General features: G+C 43.5%; 23 protein-coding genes and 1 other RNA gene. 2 read left to right on the forward strand and 22 right to left on the reverse strand.

Features of this window, described 5'->3' with window-relative positions:
• Positions 1–22: 22 nt before the first annotated feature.
• The 17 genes from ACLTWA_RS03625 to ACLTWA_RS03705 all read right to left on the reverse strand — a co-directional run bounded on the left by ACLTWA_RS03625 (position 23) and on the right by ACLTWA_RS03705 (position 16,351).
• Positions 23–301 (reverse strand): (Fe-S)-binding protein, encoded by a 279-nt coding sequence (locus ACLTWA_RS03625; protein WP_412326186.1) that lies wholly within the window; start codon positions 299–301, stop codon positions 23–25.
• Positions 302–318: 17 nt separating this feature from the next.
• A complete protein-coding gene (locus ACLTWA_RS03630; protein WP_412326188.1) occupies positions 319–894 on the reverse strand; it encodes an electron transport complex protein RnfA in 576 nt (191 codons plus the stop codon).
• 9 nt (positions 895–903) lie between these two features.
• Complete coding sequence (gene rsxE, locus ACLTWA_RS03635; RefSeq protein ID WP_412326189.1) at positions 904–1,614, reverse strand: electron transport complex subunit RsxE; 711 nt, start codon at positions 1,612–1,614, stop codon at positions 904–906.
• A 10-nt stretch (positions 1,615–1,624) separates the two neighbouring features.
• Complete coding sequence (locus ACLTWA_RS03640) at positions 1,625–2,239, reverse strand: FMN-binding protein (RefSeq protein ID WP_412326190.1); 615 nt, start codon at positions 2,237–2,239, stop codon at positions 1,625–1,627.
• A 1-nt stretch (position 2,240) separates the two neighbouring features.
• On the reverse strand, positions 2,241–3,164 hold the full coding sequence (locus ACLTWA_RS03645) for an RnfABCDGE type electron transport complex subunit D (protein ID WP_412326191.1): 924 nt from the start codon (positions 3,162–3,164) through the stop codon (positions 2,241–2,243).
• Entirely contained in the window at positions 3,161–4,498 is a 1,338-nt protein-coding gene (gene rsxC / locus ACLTWA_RS03650; RefSeq protein ID WP_412326192.1) for an electron transport complex subunit RsxC, read from the reverse strand. Before rsxC ends, ACLTWA_RS03645 begins: the two co-directional genes overlap by 4 nt.
• Positions 4,499–4,743: 245 nt before the next feature.
• Complete coding sequence (locus tag ACLTWA_RS03655; RefSeq protein WP_412326193.1) at positions 4,744–6,603, reverse strand: ABC transporter ATP-binding protein; 1,860 nt, start codon at positions 6,601–6,603, stop codon at positions 4,744–4,746.
• Entirely contained in the window at positions 6,604–8,343 is a 1,740-nt protein-coding gene (locus ACLTWA_RS03660; RefSeq protein ID WP_412326194.1) for an ABC transporter ATP-binding protein, read from the reverse strand. It abuts the gene before it with no gap.
• A 1-nt stretch (position 8,344) separates the two neighbouring features.
• Positions 8,345–8,851, reverse strand: coding sequence for a MarR family winged helix-turn-helix transcriptional regulator (locus ACLTWA_RS03665; protein ID WP_412326195.1), 507 nt, complete (start codon positions 8,849–8,851; stop codon positions 8,345–8,347).
• A gap of 381 nt (positions 8,852–9,232) precedes the next feature.
• Positions 9,233–9,442, reverse strand: coding sequence for a hypothetical protein (locus ACLTWA_RS03670; RefSeq protein ID WP_412326196.1), 210 nt, complete (start codon positions 9,440–9,442; stop codon positions 9,233–9,235).
• Positions 9,435–9,986: a hypothetical protein gene (locus tag ACLTWA_RS03675; RefSeq protein WP_412326197.1), complete on the reverse strand. Its 552-nt coding sequence runs from the start codon at positions 9,984–9,986 to the stop codon at positions 9,435–9,437. The genes ACLTWA_RS03670 and ACLTWA_RS03675 overlap by 8 nt, the downstream gene beginning before the upstream one ends.
• A 253-nt stretch (positions 9,987–10,239) precedes the next feature.
• The gene (locus ACLTWA_RS03680) at positions 10,240–10,470 is read right to left on the reverse strand and encodes a hypothetical protein (RefSeq protein WP_412326198.1); all 231 of its coding nucleotides are present in this window, start codon (positions 10,468–10,470) and stop codon (positions 10,240–10,242) included.
• Positions 10,471–10,687: 217 nt separating this feature from the next.
• Entirely contained in the window at positions 10,688–11,260 is a 573-nt protein-coding gene (locus ACLTWA_RS03685; protein ID WP_412326199.1) for a thymidine kinase, read from the reverse strand.
• Positions 11,261–11,515: 255 nt separating this feature from the next.
• Positions 11,516–11,857, reverse strand: a transfer-messenger RNA (tmRNA) gene (gene ssrA / locus ACLTWA_RS03690).
• Between the two features lie 76 nt (positions 11,858–11,933).
• The gene (locus ACLTWA_RS03695; RefSeq protein WP_412326200.1) at positions 11,934–12,977 is read right to left on the reverse strand and encodes a ribonucleotide-diphosphate reductase subunit beta; all 1,044 of its coding nucleotides are present in this window, start codon (positions 12,975–12,977) and stop codon (positions 11,934–11,936) included.
• A 64-nt stretch (positions 12,978–13,041) separates the two neighbouring features.
• The gene (locus ACLTWA_RS03700) at positions 13,042–15,300 is read right to left on the reverse strand and encodes a ribonucleoside-diphosphate reductase subunit alpha (protein WP_412326201.1); all 2,259 of its coding nucleotides are present in this window, start codon (positions 15,298–15,300) and stop codon (positions 13,042–13,044) included.
• Between the two features lie 115 nt (positions 15,301–15,415).
• Positions 15,416–16,351: a tRNA dihydrouridine synthase gene (locus ACLTWA_RS03705; protein ID WP_412326202.1), complete on the reverse strand. Its 936-nt coding sequence runs from the start codon at positions 16,349–16,351 to the stop codon at positions 15,416–15,418.
• Positions 16,352–16,492: 141 nt separating this feature from the next.
• On the opposite strand from ACLTWA_RS03705, the gene ACLTWA_RS03710 reads away from it, so the two are divergent.
• Both ACLTWA_RS03710 and ACLTWA_RS03715 read left to right on the forward strand, forming a co-directional pair.
• A complete protein-coding gene (locus ACLTWA_RS03710) occupies positions 16,493–17,428 on the forward strand; it encodes an N-acetylmuramoyl-L-alanine amidase family protein (protein ID WP_412326203.1) in 936 nt (311 codons plus the stop codon).
• Positions 17,429–17,498: 70 nt separating this feature from the next.
• Complete coding sequence (locus ACLTWA_RS03715; protein WP_412326204.1) at positions 17,499–19,172, forward strand: S8 family peptidase; 1,674 nt, start codon at positions 17,499–17,501, stop codon at positions 19,170–19,172.
• Between the two features lie 69 nt (positions 19,173–19,241).
• On the opposite strand, the gene rd is transcribed toward ACLTWA_RS03715, so the two are convergent.
• The 5 genes from rd to uxuA all read right to left on the reverse strand — a co-directional run bounded on the left by rd (position 19,242) and on the right by uxuA (position 23,049).
• The gene (rd, locus tag ACLTWA_RS03720; protein ID WP_394526465.1) at positions 19,242–19,403 is read right to left on the reverse strand and encodes a rubredoxin; all 162 of its coding nucleotides are present in this window, start codon (positions 19,401–19,403) and stop codon (positions 19,242–19,244) included.
• Between the two features lie 93 nt (positions 19,404–19,496).
• Positions 19,497–19,841: a cupin domain-containing protein gene (locus ACLTWA_RS03725; RefSeq protein WP_412326206.1), complete on the reverse strand. Its 345-nt coding sequence runs from the start codon at positions 19,839–19,841 to the stop codon at positions 19,497–19,499.
• Positions 19,842–19,926: 85 nt separating this feature from the next.
• Positions 19,927–20,268: an arsenate reductase family protein gene (locus tag ACLTWA_RS03730; protein WP_412326207.1), complete on the reverse strand. Its 342-nt coding sequence runs from the start codon at positions 20,266–20,268 to the stop codon at positions 19,927–19,929.
• A 63-nt stretch (positions 20,269–20,331) separates the two neighbouring features.
• Positions 20,332–21,954, reverse strand: a complete 1,623-nt coding sequence (locus ACLTWA_RS03735; protein WP_412326209.1) for a mannitol dehydrogenase family protein — start codon at positions 21,952–21,954, stop codon at positions 20,332–20,334.
• Between the two features lie 12 nt (positions 21,955–21,966).
• A complete protein-coding gene (gene uxuA, locus ACLTWA_RS03740) occupies positions 21,967–23,049 on the reverse strand; it encodes a mannonate dehydratase (RefSeq protein ID WP_412326210.1) in 1,083 nt (360 codons plus the stop codon).
• Between the last annotated feature and the right edge of the window lie 84 nt (positions 23,050–23,133).

Genomic DNA, 23,133 nt, shown 5'->3' on the forward strand with positions numbered 1-23,133 from the left:
TCTGTTGGACAGAGGAGTTATTTTAAACTTTCATAATCTCCCGAATCTTTTCTGCTGTTTTTTCTCTCCCCACGGGACATCCTGTGACTGGTGCATTGCCCTCAGCAATGGCACTGGCAAGTGCATCACAGCCAGCATAACCGCAACGGCCGCAATTGATTCCCGGCAGCGCCTGCCGGATCTTTAATTGTTTTTCGTCCGTGTCTGCTTTCAGTCTTTCACTGGCAATGCCCAGGAACAGACCGGTCAACAGACCGATTCCGCCCAGTACAGCGGCCGCATAAATCATTCCTGTTATCATATTTTCTCTTCTCCCCTTTAAATCAATCCGGCAAATCCGAAAAATGCCATGGCCATTAATCCGGCAGTGATAAGGACAATCGGTGAACCCTTCAATGACTCGGGTATATCATTGTATTTGATCTTCTCCCGGATTCCAGCCAGCATAACGATGGCAATGGTAAATCCGATGGAAATCCCTATGCCGTTTACCACGCTTTGAAGGACTCCGTAGTTCTTTGATACATTGGTCAGAGCTGCACCAAGCACTGCACAGTTGGTTGTAATCAGCGGAAGGTACACTCCCAGCGCCTTATGAAGAGGGGGCATGGTCTTCTTTAAAAACATTTCCACAAACTGTACCAGAGCCGCGATAACCAGAATAAACACCATGGTCTGCAGATATTCCAGGTGAAGCCTCACTAAAATCCCCTGATAGAGCAGGCTTGTGACCAGAGAGGAGATGGTGATGACAAAGATAACTGCCACCCCCATACCGGCTGAGGTTTTTACGTTTTTAGAAACCCCAAGGAAGGGGCACAGGCCAAGAAACTGGCTGAGCACTACGTTATTTACCAAGGCTGCGCCAACAGCAATTAACAACAATTCTTTCATCGTTCCCTCCTATTTCTTCCGTTTCCCATTTTTGACAGCACCGTTTTCATCACTCTTTTGCCCGGAAGCAATGGAAGTGCCCATACAGTGCCCACAGTTTTCACAGGAAGCGGGGTCCCCGTTGGTTGCAGATGGAGCTTTCCATTTGTTCTGTAAAGCTGTCAGACCGGCCAGGACGAAAAACGCCCCCGGTGCCAGGACAAAAACAGAGATATGATACTCTTCCGGAATAACCGTATATCCAAATACAGAACCGGAACCTAAAAGTTCCCGCACAAATCCAATGCAGGTAAGTGCTATGGCAAATCCGATTCCCATTCCAAGACCGTCAAAGGCAGATGCCGCCACCCCATTCTTAGAAGCAAAGGCTTCTGCCCTGCCTAAAATAATACAATTTACCACAATGAGCGGGATATAGATTCCAAGAGACGTATAAAGAGAAGGCACATACGCCTGCAAAAGCAGCTGGACCGCAGTTACCAGCGTGGCAACAATAACAATATAAGCCGGAATCCGGATGGTATCCGATATGATTTTACGCATTGCGGAAATAATAATATTGGAGAACAGTAATACCGCCGCTGTGGAAAGTCCCATTCCCAGTCCGTTGATTGCGGATGTGGTGACAGCCAGGGTCGGACACATTCCAAGCATCAATACAAAGGTAGGATTTTCTTTTATAATACCATTCCATAATCGTTCCGAATATTGATTTTTCATCTTTCCCCTCCTATTGTTCCATATGATGATACACCAGATACAGTGCTGCATTGACTGCATTCGTGACTGCCCGGGAGGTAATGGTGGCTCCGCTGATGGCATTGATCTCTGCATCACCTCCATTGCCTGACTTTGTCACAGTAAGGGCTTCTGCGGATTTACCTGCAAATTGCTCCGTAAATGCGGGTTCTTTTGCCAGCTGTCCAAGTCCCGGAGTATCATTGATTTCCAGGACTTCAATGGCTTTTAAACTTTTATCTGCATTGATCCCCACCAGCAGCTTTACCGTTCCGCTGTAGCTGTCGTTAGAATAGCAGATAATTGTATATCCAAGAAGGCCACCGCTTTCATCAACGGCTGCAAATGCCTGGTCAATGCCCACATTGCCATAATCCTCAGACGGAAGTTCTGCATTGCTGCTTCCCACGGCCTCTGTCAGTTTGTCGTCAGGCTTAAAATCTGCGGCTTCCGGAAAGACTGCCTGGTTCGCCTCGGCATTTGCAGCTATGGCTGCCCGTTCAATAATATCCTTTGTAATTTCATGGACACCTCCAAGCATCAGTCCGGAAACAACGGTGATCGTAAATAAAATCAATGCATCTTTTATAATTCGGCGATTCTTCATCTTATCTTTTCTCCTTTCCAAACGCTACCGGAAGAGAAATCTCCTCAATCAGAGGCACCAGAATATTGCTGATAATGATGGCATAGGAAACACCTTCTGCAGAACCTCCGAACAAACGGAACAAGCCGGTCAATATTCCTAAAAGAATTCCAAAGAGAATCTGTCCCTTTTTTGTAATCGGGCTGGACGAATAATCTGTAGCCATAAAAAATGCACCGAAGATAATCCCGCCGCCGCACAAATGTGCCAGCACATAAGAAAGATCCTGACGTCCAAAGATAAATACAAACAGAGCAAAGGTAATTAAATACGCAGCCGGAATCCGGATAGAAATTACCTTTCGGATCAGCATGTAGGCAGCTCCGATCAGCAGAGCAATCACCGATACTTCTCCTATCGATCCTGGAATCTTCCCGATAAACATAGCAGTCAGGTCCACGGACTGTCCTGCTTTTAAAGAAGCAAGCGGGGTAGGGCTTACAACCGCGTCATGGTATGTAAACGTGGTCATCTGCCCTGCAAAAGAAATGAGAAGAAAACATCTGGCTGCCAAAGCAGGATTCATAAAGTTCTGACCAATACCGCCGTACAGCTGCTTAACAATAATGATGGCAAACAAACCGCCTAAAAACGGAATCCATAAAGGAATGGCAGGCGGCATATTGAGCCCTAAGATCATTCCGGTAACAAGTGCACTTCCATCACTTACAGTAACCGTTTTCCCCATAAGGGCTTCAAAAACATATTCACTCAAAATACAGGAAAGAACGCTGACAAGCAAAACAAGTGCCGCCTTTATCCCAAACTGGTAGATGCCATATGCAGAAGCAGGAATCATGGCAATGGCAACATCATACATAATATTCGGTGTGGCTACCTGATTTCTGATATGAGGTGATGAAGAAGTGCTTAATATATTTGTCATTTTTTCTCCCCCCTTTTGTTATCTTCACCCGCTGTAATCATCTGGTGCGTTTTTATAAATGTTTCCGTGAGCGGAATTCTTGCAGGACAGATGTACGAACAGGAACCGCACTCGCAGCACTCCATTCCATTCAGCTTTATAAACCGTTCCATATCAGAATTAGCTGCTGCTATCACCATCTTCTGAGGAACCACACGGCTCGGACATACACGAACGCATCTTCCGCAGCGGATGCATGGGGTGGCAGGGGCTTTTAAAGCCTCATCTTCCGCCATGGCGATGAGTGCAGAGGAAACTTTAGTAACAGGAATATTGGTATCAGGCAAGGCCTGTCCCATCATAGGCCCCCCGGAAATCAATTTTTTCGGTTCCGCCTTATATCCGCCGGCAGCTTCGACCAGCTGCTGGTAACTGGTTCCAATCCTTACGTTGTAATTCTGAGGATTTTGTATGGCATCTCCTGATACCGTAATAATACGGCGGATCAGCGGAATATTTTCTGCAACCGCATTATATATGGAAATCACTGTATCCACGTTATCCACAATACAGCCAGCTTCTGCCGGAAGCATATCCGAGTTTATTTTTCTTCCTGTCACACTATATATAAGGGTTCTTTCCCAACCCTGGGGGTATTTTGTCTTAACAGGAAGAACCGAGATCCGTGGTCTGTCTTTTACAAGTTCCTGTAATTTTTTAATTGCTTTGGGCTTGTTATTCTCCACGCTGATCACGCCTCTTGCATTGTCAAAAAGCTTTAGAATAATCTGAAGTCCTTCAATAAGCTTTTCCGGCTCCTCTATCATCATTCGGTAATCCGATGTCAGATATGGCTCACATTCCGCGCCATTTACAATAATCGTATCTATCTTTGATTCATCTTTTGGAGACAGCTTTACATGAGTTGGAAATCCTGCTCCGCCTAATCCTACGATGCCTGCCTCTTTGATAATATTTCGTATCTCATCTTTTGATAAGTTTTTGGTGTCACGCTTTGATCCAAAAGATTCAACCGCCTGGTACTCTTCGTCATTGTCTATAATGACTGACAGTATCATAGAACCACTGGCTACCCTTCTTGGTTCAATAGCTTTCACGGTTCCTGAAACAGAGCTGATCACACAGGCAGAAATAAAACCGTCCATCTCACCGATCTTCTGACCGACCAAAACCCGGTCTCCTGCTGCCACCAAAGGCTTTGACGGCGCACCAATATGCTGGGCCAGAGGAAAAACCATCTCACCTTTTGACTGGAGCACTTTTACCGGTTTATTCTCTGACAATTCTTTTCCCTCATAAGGATAAACGCCTCCCTTAAATGTAGGTAAGCCCATCTAATTCCCCCTTTCTCTATAAACGCTTTCGTTCTAATCAGTATACCATATTTTATTACACGAAACAATGTGAATCCTTTAACCAACCAATGACTGTCTTTAAAATTTATTTCCCATCATATTTTATTTAATACATTTTTTTCTATTCCTTTTTTCTGAAAACCATTGCGTTATCTTTCAATAAAAATCGGAGCATGGATAAAACGCTTCCATGCTCCTGTCCTATCACATATATAAATTATTCATTAATCTAATTCCACAGCTCCTGTATAAAGCTGATAATATCTTCCTTTCTGCTTTAACAAATCATCATGGTCTCCACGCTCGATGATCTCTCCGTTTTCCAGTACCATGATTGCATCGGCATTGCGGACAGTAGACAAACGGTGTGCGATGACAAAGGTGGTGCGGTTCTTCATCAGCTGGTCCATGCCTCGTTCGATATGCTTTTCCGTTCTGGTATCTACGGAACTTGTAGCTTCATCAAGAATCAGGATAGGAGCTTTTGAAATGGCTGCCCTTGCAATGTTTAAAAGCTGCCTCTGTCCCTGGCTTAAATTGGAGCCGTCTCCTTCTAAAACCGTGTCAAATCCGGCTGGAAGTCTCATGATAAAGGAGTATGCCGACGCTGTTTTTGCTGCTTCTATGACCTCTTCATCTGTTGCTTCCAGCCGTCCGTAACGGATATTTTCCATGACGGTTCCTGTAAACAGATGTGTATCCTGAAGTACCATTGCAATATTTTTACGAAGATTTTCCTTCTTTAAGTGGCGGATATTCTGCCCGTCAATGGTGATTTCACCGCCTTGAATATCATAAAAACGGTTAAGAAGGTTTGTGATCGTGGTTTTTCCGGCTCCGGTTGAACCTACAAAGGCAATCTTCTGCCCTGGCTTGGCATAAAGACTGATATCCTTTAAGATCATCTTGTCAGGATTATACCCAAAGGTCACATGGCTCAGTTCCACATATCCCTTCATTGGTTCTAAAACCACTGCATCTTTATCGTCTGCAGGTTCCGGTTCCTCATCCATAATAGCAAATACCCGTTCAGCACCTGCCAGTGCGGAAAATACATTACTTACCTGCATGGAGATCTCATTGATGGGACGGCTGAACTGTCTGGAGAAAGATAAAAATACCGTAAGTCCTCCGACATCGAATCCACGAAGTACACACAAAAGTCCTCCCACACAGGCAGTCAATGTGTAATTTAACTGGCTTAGATTGCCCATAATGGGCATCATGACTCCTCCAAAGAACTGGGCGTGGATCATATTGTTTCTCAAATCTTCATTTAAAATTTCAAACTCTTCTTCTGCCACATCTTCATGGCAGAATACCTTAACTACCTTTTGGCCGCTGATCGTTTCTTCTATATAACCGTTGACCGCCCCAAGGGAAGCCTGCTGAGCCGTGAAATACTTCTGGCTTCTCATCGCTATGGATTTACCGGCCTTTACCATGATAGGAACGATGATGATGGTCACCAGGGTCAGCCATATATTTGTATAAATCATCAAAGCAAGCGTTCCAACAATACTGAGCGCACCTGAAAAAAGCTGAACCAGCGTATTGCTTAGCATCTGACCGATGGTATCCACGTCATTGCTGAAGCGGCTCATCAGATCACCGTTATTGTTTGTATCGTAAAACCGCACAGGAAGGGTCTGCATTTTTTCAAAAAGATCATCTCTTATTTTCTGAAGTGCATTCTGGGCCACTGTCAGCATGATTCTGGACTGTATATAGTTTGCAGCCACACCAAGAGCTAACACCGATGCCATGACTGCAATTCCTCTGAACAGGCCGGAAACATTCCCTCTGGTGCCGTCTATGGGGGCAATGTATTCGTTGATGAGTGGCCGGAGCATATAGGAACCTGCCAATTGCGATAACGTTCCTGCAACGACACAGATAAGCGCAATTCCCATAAAAAGCCTGTATTCGTTTAAATAGGAAAGGAGACGCCTTACTGTTGCCTTTGTATTTTTCGGAGCTCCTGTTTTTATCTCTTTTCTTCCCATGGCACCGTTACTTTTTGGGGGTGGTACAGATCGTCCGTAACGCTTCTTTAAGCTTTCAATCCTTTGCTGATTCTCCATTTATGCACCCTCCTTTTCTTCCCGGTCCCGCTGGGAATAATAGATTTCCTGATAAGCCTCACAGGACTCCAAAAGCGCTTCATGTGATCCCATGCCCACGATCTCACCCTCGTCCAGTACAATAATTTTATCTGCATGTTCCACAGAACCGATTCTTTGTGCGATTATGAATTTGGTGGTATCTTTTAAGGTCGTCTGAAAACACTCACGGATTTTCGCTTCTGTTGCCGTATCAACAGCCGAAGTACTGTCATCTAAAATCAGTATTTTAGGTTTCTTTAACAAGGCTCTGGCAATGCACAATCTTTGCTTCTGACCTCCGGATACATTGGAACCTCCCTGGCCTAAATCTGTCTGATATCCATCGGTAAAACCGGATACAAACCCGTTGGCCTGCGCACTTTCTGCCATCTGAATAATATCTTCCATGGTTGCATTTTCATCTCCCCAGCGGAGATTTTCTTCAATGGTTCCGGAAAACAGAACATTTTGCTGTAATACCATAGCAACACTTTCTCTTAAATTTCTGATGGAATAATCCTTCACATCAATATCATCGACCAGCACCTGTCCTTCGTCCGTATCGTAAAGGCGGGGGATCAATTGTACCAGAGATGTTTTTCCGCTTCCTGTAGAACCAATGATGCCTATGGTTTCGCCCTGTTCCGCCGTAAAATTAATTGATTTCAGGACCATCTCCTCTGTGCCTTTTGCATACTGGAAGCTGACATTACGAAACTCTACCTTTCCTTTGGTCACCACCGCTGACTTTTGTGCCGCATGTTCGTCCGTTAGATCAATTTCTGTATCCAGAACCTCATTCACTCGTTTTAAGGATGCCAACGCACGGGAGGACTGTAAAAAAACCAGGGAAAGCATCATCAAGGACATCAGTATTTGAACTATATAGATAGTAAATGCCGTTAAATCTCCTACCGGCATTTTCCCTGCGATGATTAAATTCCCTCCGTACCAGACGACGGCAACAGTCGTGATGTTCATTGCAAGCATCATGACAGGCATTGTCGCTATGACGATTTTCATAGCTGCAAGGCTGCCTTCCTTTAAATCTCTGTTCGTTTCCTTGAACTTTTCCGCTTCATGGCCTTCCCTTACAAAAGACTTGACTAGCCGCACATTCGTCAACGCTTCCTGCACCCCTGAATTCAGGCGGTCAATCTTCTTCTGCATCGCCTCAAACCGCGGAAATGCTATCTTTAATATAATGAAAATAGCCAAAAGCAGCAATGGAATTACCACAAGCAGAATTAGCACCAGCTGCCGGTTCATCAGAAAGGCCATAATCAGACCGCCAACCAGCATTCCAGGTGCACGGAACATCAGACGGAGACTCATCATGATAACATTTTGAATCTGCTGGATATCATTGGTAAGTCTTGTGACAAGAGATCCGGTACTGAACTCATCAATGTTTTTGAAAGAAAACTGCTGGACTTTATGGAAAATATCCTTTCTTAAATCCGTGCTGAAGCAAATAGATGCCTTTGACGAAAAATAAGCGCCTCCAATTCCCCCTGCTGCCATAATCGCGGCAATGACTATCATGACTCCGCCAACACGCATAATGTATCCCACATCTCTTCCCGCAACTCCGTTGTTGATAATCATGGAAGTCAGCTTTGGAAGCAGTATTTCTCCAAAAACTTCCGTCAGCATCAGCAGCGGTGCAAGAATAAATGCACTCAGATACGGCCTTATATATTTAAAGTATCGTTTCAAGTTATAAATCCTCTCTTTCTGCCATGTCCTTATCCATAGGTATTTGAGATAAATTATCATATATACGTTTTAAAAATTGTTCCATGACAATCAATTCTTCTTTTGAAAAGTCATGAAACATCTGTGCTTCCACATTTGAAAAATATTCCCGGCTGATTTTCACCATATGCTTTCCTTTTTCTGTAAGACAAAGCTTGTTTATCCGGTTATCTTCCTGATCTGTGATCCGGGTGATAAATCCGCCTTTTTCTAACTTTTTCACAGTAACTGCTATGGTAGCTGTGGAAACATAAAGGCGTTCTGCCAGTTCTTTTTGGGATGCATTATTATGATCTGAAAGCATCATTAAAATCTGGTGCTGACTGCGGAAAACCTTCGTCTGCTTGAAGCGCGACTCCAAAATCGAACGGTGCAGCTTCATGATCCTCAGATATCCCCTCATTACATTTTTACGCAAGGAAAGAGGACTCTCCGTGCCTTCGTCATCCATTCCACACATTGATTTCATTTATAGAATACCCCCCTTTCGGTTAGCATATTAATAATTAGCTAATTAACTATATGAGAGTATAACACTGTATGAATTTAAATGCAACGAAACAAATTATGGTTTTTTGATAAAAATTATCTAAACTTTTGTGTATTTCTACAAAAAACGCAACACAACCACTCGTTATTTTAACAAAATAACGGTTTCATAATATCTATAGCGGTAATATGATAACCCATTTACAAGCTTACATGTAATAAATAGGTATAAATTTTTAAAATACAAATACAATGACGAAAAATAAAACCGGACGCAAGCCATGCTATGTATTGTTTGCCTGTTATGGGAATAAAAAGAAAAAGAACGCGGAATCATACCAACCGTCTATAACCGGTGGCATTATTCCGCATTCAGAAGTTTTTTTGCTTCTTTTTCTGTTATTACTTCGTAGCATTCAAATTCGGGAGCATCCGGATAAAAATACCCAAGCGATAATCCCCGCCTTACCCACACTCCATGTTCATACCCAAAGAACTGTCTTCCTTCCTGCTTTATCACAGTTCCCTGATTGTCATAATCGGTCAATTTCAAAAATCTTATTTCATTCATGCGATCTCACCTTTTCTATGCCCTTCGGAATTTCCATAGAATCTGATAATTCAAACATCTGATCACCCAGTTCTATGTACGCTCTACTGCTTACGTCTTTGATTGGCCTTTGCCTTTCGTATAGTTCATGCATCTTTCCATTCTTCACTTCAAAGCTTTCCGGCGTATGGTACTGCAGCTCAAAAGTCAGCCCTTCCGGAGAACGCACAGTCGTGTTGATCCCATTGTATGGATTTTGTCCGTCAAGCCAGTAATTCTTGATTTCAACCGTATTATAACCTGAATTTGAATACATCTCAATAACTTTTAAAATTTTTTCCACAAGTTCTTCCCCGGAAGCGGTATACGTATATCTCAGTATGTCTTTTACCTCATACCCCTTTTCTCTGGGATTACATTTTCTTCCTATTTTCTTAAAATAGGATTTTCTGGATTTCACACGGTATTTTGCTCCTGCCACTCCCATTCCTGCCTGTCTGGCAGTTTCCATGACCCGTGCTGTAATTTGGGGCTCCATCTTTACGGTCCGGTTATAATAAAGCATTCCTCTCACCCGGAATATTATGAACCCTTTATCTTTAAATAGCTCTCTGTAATGGTTATACATCGTTCTATCCAGCGAACATTTCCGCAACCTTTTCTCCCTGCGCATTGTCTTGTAATTCCTTTGACATATTATCATATGATTCAAGATATGCCGGGTTTGCCGAAAACGTGAAAAGAACTTGACCAAAATAACCAAACACAGACAAAATAAGCCGAAAACAAAAGAGTCTTCGGCCTGAAAATCAATAATTCTATTTTTCTCTGGAAATAAGCAATTCTTTTAAATCTGTAAGAGACATATTATGTTCATCCAGAATGGAGGAAACTTCCTTAAAATGTTCCATTTCAATTTTCTCCTGAATTGCTTTTTCCTTCTCTTTCAATGCAGTAATGGAATTTTTATACTGCAGAATGGATTCCTGTACATCGTTTAATTCTTTTTGAAGCCTTTCAATTGATGACTTTCTTACTCCTCTTGGCATATACAAATATCTCCTTATAATATCAATAATTATTCCCATATATTAACAATTATATATTTATAAATCAAGAAAAAAAGGGGAAATAAGTACTGGTAAATTTTTCCATCCATTCATTGTGAGTAATGATTGATTGATTTTTCAACAAAACCTATCGATTTTGCAGTAACCTTGACCCATGCCGTATTGAATCACTGATTATTGCATGGTGAAAAGCCGCTCAGAGCTCCTCTTTAATCTTTCCTTCCTTATAGTGTTTCCGGCACAGCGGTACATATTTATCATTTGCGCCCAATAAAATCTGTTTACCGCTTCTTAAAATTTTACCGTCTTTATTGATCCTGGCGTTCATAGCTGCAGAATTACCGCACCAACAGACGGTTCTTAATTCCTCAATTTCATCTGCAAGTTCCATAAGCCTTTTGGAACCGGGAAAGAGATGGGAAGTAAAATCTGTTCGGAGTCCGTAGCACAGGACCGGAATCTGATAGTAATCCACAAATTCGGCAAGCAGATCAATATTACTCTCTGAAAGAAATTGTGCCTCATCTACAATAATCACATCATACTGTTTGATTGTATCCGGATGATAGGTTTCCAATTCGGACCACAAAATGCATTCTGCTTCTAAACCAATTCGTGATTTGATTTTCTTAATGTCATCTCTGGTTTCAACATCAGGCTTTACAAGCAGTACTTTCTTTCCCTTTTCCATATAACTATACCTGGTCATCAGCGCATTGGCGGTCTTGGAACTTCCCATTGCACCATATTTAAAATACAACTTTGCCATATTTTTCTCCTTAACAAAAACCTTTCTTCCACATTTAAAAAATGCTTCTATTACTATACCACAGAACCATGCTTTGGAGCATTTAATTTTTAGCAAATGGATTTATGCTATTGGAAATAATTATGAGAATACGAATCCAACAATATCAAAACTTGGATATAGAAAGATAGATTTTTCAAACAGAAAGTAAAATCATATTTCTTCATATAATATGCAACACGAAAATAAAAAAGCCTAGCATCTACTAGACTTTTAGAGTGGAGCAGACGGGAGTTGAACCCGTGTCCAAAAACTAATTCCCTGTTCTTCTACTATCATAGTCAGTTTATTGACATTCCCTCCGCTGTCCGGGAACTGACACCCTGACAACTTCAGTAGCTTCATAATACGTCCGCATACTCAAAGCTTTGTATACGTCGTTTCTCACATCGTCGATGCCGGGATCTTAAAGTGTGAGTGCCTTAAGGCCGACAAGCTGCATTAAGCAGCTAAAGCTAATTTATTATTGTTAGCGTTTATATTTTGTTTGCCATTTAACGCATCGCATGCGGATAGCTTCACCAGCTGCATAGTCCCTGTCGAAACCAGTACTGCCCCTGACTGGTACTCTTTCTTCAGAGTAAATTTATACTAACATGAAAAAAATAGTTTGTCAAGGCCAGTCCATTTCCAGTTACAGGTCATCAATCAATGCACTGCTTTTTGCATAAGCCGTACTTTTTGCCTCAAAAAAATCTGTTTTAATAAGGTTTGCATTGCTGTACTGGCTGACCCATGACATGCTTTCCGGTTCCTTTTCATGTCCTTCATACAGGGGTTCCCAGCCAAGACTTGTACATCGCAGATTTCCTAAATATTTGATATAGTCCGTAATCATCTGTTTCGTTAATCCGGGGACTTCGTCACCGATGGCATAGCAGCCCCAGGCAATCTCCTGTTCACAGCCTTCTCTTATCATGCCGCGGTAGATTTCCACACATTCCGGGGTAAATAACTGAGGTTCTTCTTTTGTAAGCTCCAGAATCATGTTGCGGAAAAGCCATAAATGAGTGTTTTCATCCCGGTTAATGTACCGGATTTCCTGGGAAGAACCGGTCATCTTATGATTCCGGCCCAAATTGTAAAAAAACATAAATCCGCTATAAAAATATATTCCCTCCAGTATAAAGTTGGCAATTACCACTTTCATAAAAGCAAATGCACTTTTATCCTTTTGAAATTCATTGTACAGATTTCCGATAAATGTATTCCGCTGGAGAAGATGAGGATCGCTTTTCCACTGATAAAGCACTTCATTCCTTGTCTGCGGTTCGCAGATGGTATCCAGCATATAGCTGTAACTCTGGCTGTGGACCGCTTCCTGGAAGGTCTGTATGGATAAACACAGATTGATCTCGTTGGCAGTCACATATTCACCGATTGCCGGAAGATTGGCAGTTTGTATGCTGTCTAAAAACACCAGAAACGACAGTATTTTATCATAGGCCCGCCGCTCTGAGGGGCTGAGCAGAGGATAGTCTTTCGTATCTCTGCCCAGATTGATTTCTTCCGGAATCCAGAAATTATTCATGGCCTGACGGTACCAGTCACTTACCCAGGAATATTTCATATTGTTAAAATCATTCAGATTGGTGGTATTGCCGTTTATCATCCGGCGCTCTCTTACATCAATATCTCCATCCGGATTAAAAAGAGGTCTTTTTTTCAATTGTTCCATACTTTCGCCTCGCTCCCTCCTGTTTTTTGTTTCTTCTATAAGCTTTCTTACAATGGCTGAACGATCAGCTGGAGCATACCTCACACTCCTCTACTTCCAGACTTTTGGAACGTATATAATAGATAGTCTTTACCTTGCATTCCCATGCCAGAATGTAAAGCTGCAGCACCTGACGCAGGGTATAATCATTCGTGATATAAAGGTTCATGCTCTGCGCCTGGTCCACATGCCTCTGACGAATACCTGCTGCCCGAACGGACCACTTCTGATCAATCAGGTGAGCATTTTTATATCTCCAGAAAGTTTCCGGAGACAGATCCGGAGCTACACGCACAACCAGTCCATTCTTCTTTTCCTCCATATAATATCTGCTCATGACCGGGTCAAGTCCTGCGGTCGTACCGGCAATCATACTGGTACTGCTTGTAGGTGCAATGGCAATGAGCCAGCCGTTTCTCATGCCCTGGGAGGCAACCTTTTTCCGAAGCCGTTCCCATTCCGGGGAGCTATATTCCCGTTTTGTGAAATAGGCACCGGTCTGCCAGTCACTGCCTGGGAATTTTTCATAGCAGCCTTTTTCTGCCGCATAATCACAGCTTGCCTCAATCGCAGCAAAATTAATTGCTTCAAAAATCCGATCGGCAAATGCAAGGTGTTCCTCTGACTCCCAGGAAATCTGATTTTTTGCCAGCATATGATGATAACCGCTTACGCCCAGTCCTATGGGCCGATAGCGAAGATTATTCAGCTTTGCATATGGTACAGGAAAGAAATTCAAATCAATCACATTATCAAGTGCCCTGACAGCACTTCTTGTCAACTGAGTCAATTCGTCTTTATCATCTAAATTAATATTTCCAAGAGACAGGCTTGCCAGATTGCAGACCACAAAGTCTCCCGGTTTCGTAACAGTAACCACCACAGTCTCTCCGTCTACCGTCTCATAACGCTGTTCCACTTCTTCCACAGCACTCATATTCTGGGCGATTTCCGTACATAGATTGCTGCAGTAAATAATGCCGCTGTGACTGTTTGGATTCGCTTCATTTACAATGTCTCTGTTAAACGCAAAGGGGGTGCCGGTTTCCACCGCACTCTTTAACACCAGACGGATAATATCTTTAACCGGAATGATTCTCTTCTGTATCCGGCTGTCACTCACGCACTCACGATACCGTTCCTCCCACTGGGTTCCATAAAAATCCTCTAAGGCCCAGCCCTTTACAGTAAGAATCTCATGAGGGCACATAAGATACCAGTCTCCCTCTATATTTTCCTTTGCCATTTTCCAAAACAGGTTGGGGTAACAGACCGCAGGGAAAACATCGTGAGCCTTCATCCGGTCATCTCCGTTATTGGTCCTTATGTTAAGAAACTCTGGCAAATCCTTATGCCAGACATCCAGATATACGGCTACGGCTCCCTGGCGTACCCCCAGCTGATCCACCGCAACCGCCGTATCATTGGCCAGTTTGATCCAGCGGATCACACCTCCCGCTGCCCCCTGAAAGCCGCGAATGCTACTGCCTGCCGCACGTACCTTGCCAAAATAAAGCCCCATGCCGCCTCCGAACTTGCTGACCTTGGCAAAGCTGTCAATGCTCCGGTAAATCCCGTTAAGACTGTCCGGAACCGTATCTATAAAACAGGATGAAAGCTGATGATAAGGCTTTCTGGCATTGGAAAGCGTAGGCGTAGCCATTGTGACCTTTAAAGTGCTTAACATGTCATAGAACCGCTTCACCCAGCCCTCCCGGTCTGTTTTTTCTTCCATTGCAAGATGCATGGCAATCCCAAGGAACATCTCCTGAGGCGTCTCTAACGGAATATTTTGATGACTGCGGATAACATAACGGCTTAAAAGCAGCTCAAGACCGGAGTAGTTGAGAAGATGGTTTCTTTCCGGATCCAGATACCCTTCATAGCGGTCAATCTCTTCTTTCCGGTAATGCTTTAGAATATAGTCTCCATAAAGCCCTTCTTTTGTCAAATAGCATATCTTATCGTAAAAGCTTCTGATGTTCTGCCGCAGAAGTTCCTCCTTTAAAGATAATTCAAATTGAAGCATCAAAAATCTTGCTCCTATATATTCCCAGTCCGGTGCTTCCTGAGTGGTCAGCTCTACCGCTGCCTGCGTAAGAATCTTAAGCCTTTGGGAGATACTTTCTTCGCTCTTATAAAATGAGCAAAACTTATCAGAAAGAAGTTCAATGCCATAGGCGGGACCGGTCCATGTGGACTGAATGCCAAAAAGCACTGCCGAAAACTCCGGTATGTCTTTAAAATACTCCAAAAGTACCTGTTCTCCATGTTTCATATCCATCGATTATTCCTGCCAATCTATTGTTTAATATCAATACCAATAACTGTTATTATATGTCGTAGGAAGAATATACCACAAGATATAGTTTATTTCAACCTCTCAAGTACAAAATATTCTATTTTAAATCCAATTCCTCAAACAATGCAGCGATAGCAGAACGATAATCCGCAAGGTTCTGGGACTTTCTGATTTTTTTTGCATGCTTTTCTCCGTCTTTAAAGCATTGTATCATATAGGCCCATAATTCCTTCATCTTAAACAGCACATTCCGGTCACCGGAAATCACCCTTTCATATCCGGCAAGCACCTCATCATGAAACTCTTTCAGCAACCGTTTATTCATAACTTCATCTTTATTAATTTCTCCTGCCAGGCCAGGGTTTGTCACCAGCCCCCTGCCCATCATAACACGGTCAACGGTCGGAAATGCATCTGTAAATCGCTTATAATCCTCCGGGGAAAATATATTTCCATTATAGCAAAGAGAATTTCTGCTTTCTGTAACCGCTGCTTTAAATACAGAAAGGTCAGGTTCATTTTTATAAAAGTCCTTCTGAACACGGGGATGAATGATCAGCTCCTGTAATGGATATTTATTAAAGATTTCCAGAAGCCGGGGAAATTCATCGGGATGCTCCTTCCCGATTCTGGTCTTAATGGAAATCCCTATATCAATGTCAGAAAATACTTTTTCAAGAAAATGATCCAGCTTGTCCGGATCGCTCAGAAAACCAGAACCTTTTCCTTTGGAAACGACTGTGGCAGACGGACAGCCCAGATTTAAATTGACTTCTTTATAACCATACATCTTTAGTTCCTGTGCCGCCCATAGGAAATCTTCCTCTTTATTGGTCAGAATCTGGGGAACCAGATATAATCCCTCATTGTGCTCCGGCAGAATGTCATTTTTTTCTCTGGAAGAAAACACCCGGTTCTGAGTCGGTACGAGAAACGGAGTGTAATACACATCCACATCTTTAAAAAATTTGCGATGGGCGTTCCGGTAAACATACCCTGTGATTCCTTCCATGGGTGCAAAATAATACTTCATTAGTAAAGCCTCTCTTTCCTGCTTTTGCTCTGTGAAATTATTTTATCATAACATTGGGTGAATGCATAGAAGGCCGTTTACAAAACCTTCTAAGGAGTGCTATAATATGAGACAAAATGCGATTATTCGGGAGGATCTGTCATGATCAAATTAAAGAATGTTTTTACGGCCTCTGTCAGGGTCTTTTTACTGGCTGCACTGATTTCCACCACCGTTTCCGCTCCTGCCCGGGCGGAAGAAGAAACCGGACCTGCTTTTGCTCCTCCTGTTACGAAAACAACGGCTCCTCAAATCGGGCCCGGCGTATCCAATTCTTCAAAATTGGTAGTGGTTCTGGACCCCGGCCACGGAAAAACACAGGGCCACTACTCCGGATGCAGCTTTGAATATAACGGAGTTAAATATTACGAAGATGAAATCACCATGAAGATCGCAGCTTATACCAAACAGTATCTGGAACAGAACTCAGATTATACGGTCTATTTAACCAAAGACAGTGCCGAAAAGACCGTTCCACTGGAACAGCGGGCCGCCTTTGCAGCCTCGGTTCATGCCGATCTTTTTGTCAGCCAGCATGTGGATGCGGCTCCCGGCAACGGAACCACCTGCAATGCATATGGCGTCAGCTCTATGGCTCCAAAGGCGGGCCGCTACAACAACGAACTGGCCCTTCAGTCACAGGAGGCTGCAAAAACCATTTTAAACCAGTTAAGTGCATTGGGCCTTCATAACCGGGGACTGATCCTCAGGGATTCTCAGAACGGAACTCACTTTGCAGATGGAAGTCTGGCAGACTATTATGCCATTCCACGTTATTCCCAGATGTATGGTATCCGGGGGTTTATCATTGAACACGGTTTTATAAACCACACCAGTGATCTGACTTTATTCCTTTCCACAGAGGAAAACTACAAAGCCCTGGGCGAAGCTGACGCAAAGGGAATCATTGAATATTTACAAAAAGCTGGAAAAAATACGTTTGCGCAGACGGTTGATACATCCCAGGCTCCCCAAGGGGCCAGCAGCGAGTCCAAGATACCGGCCGGACCGGCTGTTTCTTTGCAAAGCACCAGCTAAAACTCATAATCAAAACCCTCCTGCATAAAATATAGCATATGCTTTGCTAAAACTGGCAGGGGGGTTGATTTTGTCAAAAATATTAGATAACGATTACTATGATCTCATAATCAGTACTGCCTTAGCTCCTACCTACGACACCGGTGATAATATTACATACTTGAATCGGGTAAATTCTCTGCTTCATATTCCTACCGGCAATGCTAATCCCTGTGACTTAGGACGGCATCCTTACAGCAGTTTCCCTACACTCTATGCTCTGACATCTACCATCAGTCTGGAGAAGTCCGGCGTTAATACAGTACAGCAAAATCCCAGCCTTGCTCTTTTTGGAAGCGGGGTACTGGTGGCCATTATCGACACTGGTATTGATTACCGGCATCCTGCATTTTTAAACAGTGACGGAACATCCAGAATTCTCTCCATTTGGGATCAGACCGTACAGACAGGCACAATTCCGGTTGATTTTAACTTCGGATCGGAATACAGCAAAGAACAGATCAATGAAGCGCTGAATTCCGACGATCCCCTCTCCATTGTTCCCACAACAGATCCCAACGGCCACGGTACGGCTATAGCAAGCATTCTGGCAGGGAGTCCCAATCAGGAACAATCCTTCAGCGGCGTAGTTCCCCAGGCGGAATTTATAATAGTAAAATTGAAAGAAGCAAAGCAAAGTCTGAAAGCAATCTACTTCGTGCCGGAATCAGCCCTCTGTTATCAGGAATCGGACATTATTCTTGGTGCCCGTTATGCGGTCAATACAGCTGCCCGCTTTAATCGTCCTCTGGTTATCTGCATTGCCATGGGAAGCAGTCAGGGCGGGCATGACGGAAGAGGCGCCACCAGTGCTTATTTAGACCACCTTACCTTACTGCCGGGTATTGGAACTTCCGTGTCTGCAGGCAATGAAGGAAACGCCCAGAGACACTATTTTAATTCAACTGCTGCCCCTCCTTATTATAATGATATGGAACTTCGGGTGGGAAGCAGTGACACCATGTTCTCCATGGAAATCTGGTCCTACTCTCCTGCCAGACTTACCATTGATATCTCTTCGCCAAACAGGGAATCCACACAGCCTGTCTTTCCAACCCTGAACCAGTGCAGGAGATTCAGCTTTATTTTCAACCAGACTACCATATATGTAAATAACATTATATTTGAAGAAGAAACCGGGGACCAGCTGATTCTTCTTCGATTCAGCAATCCCTTGCCTGGAATCTGGTATCTGCGCACCCAGAATCCGGAGAACGAACCGTTCTCGTTTCATTCCTGGCTTCCGGCTGGATCCATGCTTTCAAACGAAACTTTTTTTTTAAATTCCAATCCGGATACCACCATAACTTCTCCGGGAAATGCAAGGCATCCGCTGACTGTGGCCGCTTACAATCAGAACAATGACAGCATTCTGCCGGAATCCGGAAGAGGTTATACAAGATCCGGGCAGATCAAGCCCGATATATCCGCACCGGGATTTCAGATCACATGCGCAGTGCCGGGAAATCAATACGGGACAGCAACAGGAACCGGAGCTGCGGCTGCCCATGCAGCCGGCATTATCGCCATGGTCTTTGAATGGGCGATTGTACGGGGCAATTATTTAAGAATGACCGGAAATGATATAAACCGGCTTATGATAAGCGGAGCCTTCAGAAGCAGTGCATACTCTTTTCCCAATAACATCTGGGGCTACGGCCAGGTGGATATCAATCAGTTGTTTGAACGTTTTACAAACCTTTGATTTCAAATCAAAAAAAATAAAACCTTCAGGCTGGCCGAATTCTCATCAGCCACTTGAAGGTTTTACCGTTTATTCCTCTACTACAAACATATCTTTACCTACACCGCAAACTGGACAAACCCAATCTTCTGGCAGATCTTCAAATGCTGTACCTGGCTCAATACCGGAATCCGGATCACCGACCTCAGGATCATATACATAGCCGCATGGCTCACAAACATATTTTGTCATTCCAATCACCTCCTTTAATACAATGTGCTTCATTTATAGCATATAATACCATTAATATCAATAAGTTTATTCATTTTCTTACAGCATTTAAACTTATAAAAAGTCTTCTCTCATGGGTGTGAAAATATCCACAAGAATTCCTTTTTCCAAACATACACAGCCATGGACAATCCCATCCTGCTTTAACAGGGTATCACCTGTTCCCACAATTTTGGTTTCATCCCCTATGGTAAACTCAAATTTTCCGCTTGCCACATAAGTGATCTGCGTATGCGGATGGTGGTGAAGTTTACCTACTGCCCCTTTTTCAAAATGGTTTTCCACGCACATCATGCCATCACAATACGCCAGTATCTTTCTAACAACTCCCTCTGAAGCCTGCTCGCCTTCAATTTCTTTGTTGAATACCCATTTTTGATCCTTCTCCGGTTTTCTCATTGCAACCTCCCACATTCGTAATCATCATGACAATAAGCCTGTTTCAAATAAGGATGACAGCAGATCCATGATCTTAAGAGGAATATTATTTCCAGTCTTTCCATATATCTGGTTCAAATCCTACCGTTGCCAGCTTTCCGTTTCTGACAATAGGAGTCTTTAATACCTGCTGGTTTTCCAGAATCTTTTCATCTTTTTCCTCATCAGCAATATACTGAATCAAAGCCAGGGCATCCTGATCCCTGCAATTCTCAGACAGCAAAAAATCTCTTCCGCCTACTGCCAGTTTCACGCTTTGATACTCTCCTTTGCTCATGCCTTTTTCTTTCAAATCAATGAACTGGTACTTAATGCCCCGTTCCTTAAAATAGCGCTCTGCCTTTTTTGTATCAAAACATTTTCTGGTTCCAAAGATCTGTATATTCATGTATTATCTGCCTTTCAAATGAATCCTTACGTATGCCTATTTTATCACAGAAAAGAGTCAAATTCAATCGAAAGCCTGTAAATATCCCTGCAAAGTATGACGAACTGCTCCCGGTCCTGTCAGCATCCGGCTTAACATTTCTGTGATCTTTGTAGAAAGTCCTGCTTTTACCAGATCAGTGCCAAATATGACCGGATTTGATAAAACGCCGTCAAGTGCAGTCCTGTCGGATAACGCCTCTCCAAATTTTATATCCTTTAACTGCTCTTTCAGTTCTAACAGCATAGGATCACTGCTGATTTCCATAGGCTGACCTTTATCGTCCACACCCAAAAGATACCTGAGCCAGCCGGCAATGGCAAGAGGAATGGCAGTCAGATGTTCTGCTTCCAGCTTGTCATCCTCTAAATAGGCTTTGATGGTCTCACCGAAACGAATGGATATCTTCTGGCTGGTATCCGTGGCAATTCTCTGAGGCGTATCAGGAATAAATGGATTCGGAAGGCGGTATTCAATGACTTCCTTTATGAAATCCCTGGGGCTCAATATTCCCGGATCTGTTACCACAGGCAGTCCTTCGGTATAACCGATCCTCTCTACAAGTGCTTTCAGCTCCTTGTCCTTCATTTCCGCAGCAATGCTGTTATAGCCTAACAGACAGCCGTAAACAGCCAATGCGGTATGCAGCGGATTCAAACAAGTCGTTACCTTCATGCGTTCCGTCCTGTTGACCGTATCCCGGTCAGTCATATAGACGCCTGCCTTCTCAAGCGCCGGACGGCCTGCCGGAAAACAGTCTTCCACTACAAGATACTGAGGAACCTCTGCATTGACAAAAGGCGCAATGTAAGTATTTTTACTGGTAACTACAGGAGCCATATCTTCAAGCCCGTCTTCTTCCAGCGCTTGTTGTACCACCGCAGCAGGCCTTGGAGTGATTTTATCGATCATGGTCCAGGGAAAGGAAACCTTTGATTCATCCTCCAGCCAGGATATAAATTCTTCCGGGGCAAATCCTGCCTTTTCCCATGCCTTTGCAATTGCAGCCACGCCGGCTTTCAGCTTTTCGCCGTTATGACTGCAATTGTCCATGCTGACAAGGGCAAGAGGAAAGCCTCCGGCAAGAAACCTTTGAAGCAGAAGGGCTGTCACCACGCTCATGGCATGAACTGCCTTTTGGGGGCCTTTTTCCATATCCTTTTTGACGACAGGGAATAATTCCCCCCGGAAATCTGCCAGCGCATATCCTTTTTCTGTTATGGTAAAGCTCACCATCTGAAGAGAAGGGTTGGTAAATGCTTTTACAAGATATGCAAAATCCTGCTCATTTCCCACATCAGCCTTCACCCCTTTTGCAACACTTGCAATGACTTCCCGCTCCATGGTTCCATCGGGCTTTAAACGGACCATCATGGTCATGTTGTCGTAAGGGCGGTAGATTTTGTCAATAATATCGAAATCAAAGGTATCTGCTGCTATGATGCCGCTTTCTTCCAGCCCTTTTTCTAAAAGCTGCTGCTGCAATTCTGCAATAAAACCTCTGAATATATTTCCTGCACCAAAATGAATCCATCTTGGTGCTTTTTCCGTAGCCTGTACCATTTTCTCCCAGTCAAAGCAAGGCAGCTTTACAGAAATATCCTCAAAAGCCTTCCGGTTTGCAAAACAGGACCGATTCAGTTTCATATGATTTTCCTCCTATTCTTTACTTTTATGGGATTTATCAACCGCTTCCCATAAACCGAGAAGATAATTGGCCCCAATGGCCCGGTCATACAGACCATAGCCGGGACGCGCCTGTTCTCCCCATATCATACGGCCGTGATCCGGGCGGATATAGCCTTCAAATCCAGATTCATAAAGAGCGTTTACAATCTCATACATATCAAGATCTCCGCAGGAGGAAAGATGAGCCGCCTCGTCAAAATCTTTTTCTGATACATGGCGAACATTTCTCAGGTGGGCAAAATGGATCCGCTTCATTCCTCCGAACTCACGCATCATTGCCGGTATGTCATTGCTTAAATCGCTTCCCAGGCTTCCGGAGCATAAGGTGAGCCCGTTGTAAGGACTGTCGTTTAATGACAGGAAGGTACGGATATTCTCAGCGTTTGTTATGACCTTTGGAAGTCCGTAAAGCGGCCAGGGCGGATCATCCGGATGAATGGCCATTTTGATATCATACTTTTCTGCATATGGAATAATGGCATCCAGAAAATATTTCATATTTCCCCAGTATTGTTCTCTGGTCATGCTCTGGTAAAATTCAATGTCCTGAGCCATGGCATGAAGCCGCTCCGGTTCCCAGCCCGGAAGCGAGTAACCTCTTGCCTTTCCCTCCATAGACTTTGCCATCTTTTCCGGATTCATCTGGAGAACCTCTTCGTGACGGTAAGCCATCACACTGCTTCCATCTTCTGCTGCATAAGCGAGATCACTTCTGGCCCAATCCATGACCGGCATGAAATTATAGCAAAGACATTTGATCCCTGCCTCTGCCAGATGCTTCAAGGTCTGCTGATATGCTTCGATGTATTTGTCCCTGGACGGAAGCCCCTTTTTAATATCCTCATGGATATTTACGCTTTCTATGACTTCCATCTGAAGCCCTGCCTGATGGATCTCGTCTCTCAGCGCCTTTATGGTTTCCAAAGGCCAGACTTCTCCAACGGGAACCTTGGGCAGACAGGTGGCTACTCCTGTAATACCGGGAATCTGGCGGACCTGATTCAATGTCACGCTGTCATCTCCAAAGGGGAACCAGCGCATAATCATTTTCATTATCTTATTCCTCCAATTTTTATTTTGTATCTTACAATCAGTATAAAACTTGTATACTAGTATTTCAATCATATTTTTTAATAA

It is taken from the genome of Lacrimispora sp. (assembly GCF_046972725.1).
Taxonomy (GTDB): domain Bacteria; phylum Bacillota; class Clostridia; order Lachnospirales; family Lachnospiraceae; genus Lacrimispora.